Source organism: Methylobacterium sp. V23 (assembly GCF_002917135.1).
GTDB lineage: Bacteria > Pseudomonadota > Alphaproteobacteria > Rhizobiales > Beijerinckiaceae > Methylobacterium.
The window spans coordinates 1-5,043 of the sequence record NZ_PDHT01000082.1 but is presented as its reverse complement, the minus strand read 5'-3'; the positions used below and the strand labels follow the sequence as shown (position 1 = coordinate 5,043).

Sequence of the window (5,043 nt, the reverse complement as noted above, 5' to 3'; positions counted from 1 at the left end):
CACACTGCCAAAGACGCTTCACGCTGCCCTCTAACATCAAAGTGCCCAGGTAGTGCTAGGGGGAACAAGCAGGAAGTAGTTCTGGCAATCTCTGTGTTGGACCGCTGCCATTGCGTTCTATACCCCAATATGGGGGCGAACCTGTCGGATAGTGACCTCAACGCTTCAGCGCCGCACGAACCACGACACGATCTTAAGTTCAGTTGCAATCGAGGTCGGTGCAAAGAAAAGTTTACGGCGGGAAGGGATTCTCAGGATCGCGAACGAGCAACCAGCAGATAGGCGCGACAGGCAGGCAGTCGTGCCGCGAGCAGCACTTGCGTATGCCGCCATGAGCGATGGACGAACAGCAGAAACGCCAAGATAATGCCGGCGAAGCATACAGGTGGGCAGAAGCAGCATGGCAGTGTCTCTTGGCCAGGACAACAACCCAGTCTATACCCGGAGAATGCGAACCGATTGGACAGCTTTCTAGACTTGGCTTGTGCAATCGTAGAGCCGCGTAATATAATTATCAATTGAGAAGCATTGATTTTAACAGATGGTGGTATCTGATGATATTTCTCCATTCAGGGTTTAGAACTTCAAGCACCTTTATTTGGGACAGTATTAGAAGAGATAAAAAAACTATAGCCTATTATGAAATATTTCACGAGATTTTGTTTAGTTTAAAGATTGATTCGATACCTTCGTTTACACACGAAGGATGGATGTCCAAACATCCACCTGGGGCTGCCTATTTTTTAGAATACATTCCACTCATCCAGGAGAATGGTGGGGTGGACGGGTTTGATCCGTCTTTTAGTTATGAAAAATTCATTCCCGATGACGGACCTACAGGACAGATATCAGCTCTTGAAATAGCATATATTTCTAAACTAATCAGGAATGCAGAACATAAAGGTAAAATCCCAGTTCTTACCGCGACGCGAAGTCTCGGACGCGTTGCGGGTATAAAATTCGCAGCGCCTGGAACACATATAGTGCTTTATCGAAATGTATTCGAGCAATGGTGCTCTTTCTCACAGCAGCACGCAAATGGTAATGGCTATTTTGTAGATCGGGTAGACGATACAGTTAAGAATAATTTGCATGATCCGATAGTGCGTGAGATCTTTCAGCTGTTTCCTATGAAGACATCTTCTCTTGCAGACTCAAGCAATATCATGCGTTTTTTCCTTTTTCATCTATATCTTTATATTAATGCGGCGGCATCTGCAGATTTCATCCTAGATATAAATCGTGTCGCGACCGATAGATTATATAGGAATAGTGTCGAAGATTTATTTGCGGGCCAGAATATTAAATTAGATCTTTCAGATGCAAAAAATACAATCGGTTTTTGCTACAACAGTGAAATTGAATTTGAAAACTTCAAGCAAACAGTTGAGATTTATGGTTCGTCAATTATTGACAGATGCCAGTCCGCTCCTGGCCGAGAGTTTGGGAGGAAAGTCATATCGGATTTTCTTCGCGAGATGTCGCAATATTGCTATTTCACTAGAAGCTACGCCTCATTTGCTAGAATAACTCATGAAAAAAATTTGTCTTTGATAAAGAATGGAGAATTGTCCAAACAAGCGTGCGACGAACTTCAGGCTCAACTAGATGTCGCCCTTGCATCGCAGACTGAGGCTATCCACGCCAAAGCGGTCACGCAGGCCGAGGTTGAAGCATTGCTACGAACGCGCGACGAACTTCAGGCTCAACGAGATGCCGCCCTTGCATCGCAGACTGAGGCTATCCACGCCAAAGCGATCACGCAGGCCGAGGTTGAAGCATTGCTACGAACGCGCGACGAACTTCAGGCTCAACGAGATGCCGCCCTTGCATCGCAGACTGAGGCTATCCACGCCAAAGCGATCACGCAGGCCGAGGTTGAAGCATTGCTACGAACGCGCGACGAACTTCAGGCTCAACGAGATGCCGCCCTTGCATCGCAGACTGAGGCTATCCACGCCAAAGCGATCACGCAGGCCGAGGTTGAAGCATTGCTACGAACGCGCGACGAACTTCAGGCTCAACGAGATGCCGCCCTTGCATCGCAGGCCGAGGCTATTAGTCAAAGAAATATGCATGAGTATAGATGCTCTGTGCTTCTGCATTGGTTTGTGGCCTACAACGATTCAACGACCGCTTCTATGAGCTGGAAGCTGACCCGTCCGCTTCGCTGGATTGGATTGGGTAAGCCGCGGAGGCCTAAACGCCCGGACTTTCTGGAGATGTAAAGCCGGAACACGTGCAAGTTTTTCCTGCTGGCTTGTATTTCAATAATGACATAGAGACGGAATATTTGATTTAATAAGCCTTGCTATATGCTTGATCTCATCGTCTGATGGTGCGCACTTCGCTTAGGACTCAAAGGATGCGCACTCGCCTCAAAGCCGCCTGTAGCTTCCAGAACGACAAGAGCAACCGAAACACTGCTGAAGCGGCGCACGAGTACCTCCAGCCCCTTCGCTGCGATCCGACCCGATGCCGTCCCCCTCCCTTTGAAGGACCTCGAGCTTAACAATGGCATTTTGATCAAGCGAAGTTGGAGGCTCATGTGAGCAGGCAGAGCGGCAAGCTGTTGTCGCATCAGCGCACTTGCGCGTGCCCCTGGTGTTGTGGGATGCACTCACGATGATCGAGCCCTTGGCGAGACCCACCGTGTCCCTGTAGGGACACCGCGGCTGATGCAGACAGTTGTTTGTAATGCGCTGTGCCTCAGAGCCATTGGCGGCGAACGTCCGCGATCCCGGAGCTGAATGTGACGAACAAACGCGCGCTAATTAGTGGAATCACGGGTCAGGACGGCGCCTACCTAGCGCAACTTCTGCTAGGTAAGGGCTATTCCGTTCACGGAGTTGTTCGGCGCTCGAGCCACGCAGGCGTTTTCGATCACCGCCTTAAATGGCTTGGAATTCAGGACGACGTCGAGCTTCATGACGGCAATCTCCTCGACCTATCGAGCCTCGCGCGCATCGTGCAGGCGGTGCAGCCGGACGAGGTTTATAATCTCGCAGCTCAATCCTTTGTAACAGCTTCCTGGCAGCAACCTCTTCTGACTGGGCAGATCACAGGGCTCGGTGCCGTGAATATGCTTGAGTGCGTTCGCACTTTGAAACCAGGCGCTCGTTACTACCAAGCGTCGTCGTCGGAGATGTTCGGCCTCATCCAGGAGCAGATCCAGAGTGAGACGACGCCGTTCTATCCGCGTTCTCCGTATGGCGTCGCCAAGCTTTACGCTCATTGGATGACCATCAATTATCGCGAGAGCTTCAATCTTCATGCCTCCAACGGAATCCTGTTTAATCACGAATCACCGCTGCGCGGGGTGGAGTTCGTCACGCGTAAGGTCACTGATGGCGTAGCTCGGATTAAGCTCGGCCTTGCTAAGGAACTTCGTCTCGGCAACATCGATGCTAAGCGTGACTGGGGGCATGCAAAAGATTACGTCCGTGCGATGTGGATGATGCTTCAGCAGGATGCGCCTGATGATTATGTAATCGCGACCGGTCGCACTGTGACAGTCCGTGAAATGTGTGAGATTGCATTTCAGCACGTTGGACTAGCGAGCGCGGATCATTTGATAATCGACAAAGAGCTTTTCCGTCCGGCGGAAGTAGAGGTGCTGCTTGGAAATCCAACCAAGGCACAAGCTGCGTTTGGCTGGCATGCGGAGATTTCATTGGAAGCGATGATCCAAGAGATGGTCGAGGCTGACCTGAGGCGCCTCGGTGCAAAGTCGTGATCCTCGTCTGCCCGTGAAGCGAATACTTGTATCCGGCGCGGCAGGGTTTGTTGGCCGACACGCCATTAAAACGCTCTTGGAGACGGTGGGGCCTTCGGATCGCATCGTCGGGATTGGGCGAGGTAGTACGGCTACATCGCCTGACGGGGTCGTGTTCAAGTCCTTAGATCTACTCGATTCACAAGCTTTGTCGGGTTTCATTGCAGATTATCAACCAACTGACGTCATTCATCTGGCCGCGATTGCTTCCATAACGCAATCGGCTAACGCCCCAGGTGAGACGTGGCGAGTTAATCTGGTCGGTCTACTCAATCTGGCTGAGTCGATAGTTCGCTTTGCGCCGAAGGCAACGCTTCTATTCGTCAGTTCCGGAGAGGTTTACGGGCGCGCCTTCCTCTCTGGACAGCCTTTGACCGAGGAGGCCGTGCCGGAGCCCCAAGGCGCCTATGCCTGCTCGAAATGGTTTGGTGAGTCGCTCCTGGGCGATGTCTTGAAGCACGGGCACTTCATCGTCGTTCGTCCCTTCAATCATATCGGCCCCGGCCAGGATGAGCGGTTCGTCGTGCCGTCCTTCGCCGGGCAGATAGCTCGGATCGAAGCCGGTCTCGTTCCACCGGTGCTGGAGGTGGGCAATCTCGATGCGGCACGCGACTTTCTCCCCGTTTCCGACGTCGTACGAGCCTACGCCTCACTGATTGCGCAGAAGGCGGAAATCGAAAGCGGCACCGTGTTCAACGTGGCTTCGGGGCAGCCACGGAGCATCGCGAGTGTTCTCGAAGACTTGCGCCAGCATGCGCAGGTGCCATTCGAAGTCCGGATTGCGCCCGATCGGATGCGTCCGTCGGAAATTCCTGTCGCGGCAGGCGACGCGTCGCGACTTTCGGCAGCAACGGGGTGGGTCCCACACGAGGATTGGGGCAGGACCCTCTCCGATATCCTTGCTCAAGCCCGCACGAATTTGCGTGGCTAGACGCGCGAAAAGGCTGAATCGATGAGCAATTCCCCCAACCGGATTCACCCGATCATTCTCTGCGGCGGTTCGGGCACGCGGCTCTGGCCGGCGTCGCGCGAGAGCATGCCCAAGCAGTTCACGCCGCTGGTGGACCCCAAGACCTCAACCTTCCAGGCCACCGCCCAGCGCCTGAGCGATACCGGCGTCTTCGCGCGCCCGACCGTGCTCACCAGCATCGATGCGCGCTTCATCGTCGCCGAGCAGCTGCAGCAGGCCGGCATCGCGGCTGACATCATCCTTGAGCCCGAGCGGCGCGACTCCGCCGCAGCGGTGGCGGTCGCCACCCTGCACGCGG

At 53.4% G+C, this 5,043-nt stretch carries 5 protein-coding genes; 4 read left to right on the top strand and 1 reads right to left on the bottom strand.

Translation table 11 applies throughout. The features are described from left to right. Window positions 1-165: 165 nt before the first annotated feature. Entirely contained in the window at window positions 166-402 is a 237-nt protein-coding gene (locus CRT23_RS28270) for a hypothetical protein (RefSeq protein ID WP_146056555.1), read from the bottom strand. 308 nt (window positions 403-710) lie between these two features. Here CRT23_RS28270 and CRT23_RS28265 point away from each other — a divergent pair, with 308 nt between their 5' ends. The 4 genes from CRT23_RS28265 to CRT23_RS27095 form a co-directional block, all read left to right on the top strand. Then, the gene (locus CRT23_RS28265) at window positions 711-2,228 is read left to right on the top strand and encodes a hypothetical protein (protein ID WP_146056554.1); all 1,518 of its coding nucleotides are present in this window, start codon (window positions 711-713) and stop codon (window positions 2,226-2,228) included. A gap of 524 nt (window positions 2,229-2,752) precedes the next feature. Next, entirely contained in the window at window positions 2,753-3,736 is a 984-nt protein-coding gene (gene gmd, locus CRT23_RS27105) for a GDP-mannose 4,6-dehydratase (RefSeq protein WP_103712583.1), read from the top strand. Continuing rightward, window positions 3,723-4,706 (top strand): GDP-mannose 4,6-dehydratase, encoded by a 984-nt coding sequence (locus CRT23_RS27100; RefSeq protein ID WP_348628904.1) that lies wholly within the window; start codon window positions 3,723-3,725, stop codon window positions 4,704-4,706. The genes gmd and CRT23_RS27100 overlap by 14 nt, the downstream gene beginning before the upstream one ends. 21 nt (window positions 4,707-4,727) lie before the next feature. After that, window positions 4,728-5,043: sugar phosphate nucleotidyltransferase (locus tag CRT23_RS27095; protein ID WP_245436639.1), on the top strand; the 316-nt coding region annotated here is incomplete at its 3' end.

Coding starts and splice junctions, on each gene's coding strand:
- CRT23_RS28270 (WP_146056555.1), bottom strand. CDS start 402: ATGCTGCTTCTGCCCACCTGTATGCTTCGCCGGCATTATCTTGGCGTT.
- CRT23_RS28265 (WP_146056554.1), top strand. CDS start 711: ATGTCCAAACATCCACCTGGGGCTGCCTATTTTTTAGAATACATTCCA.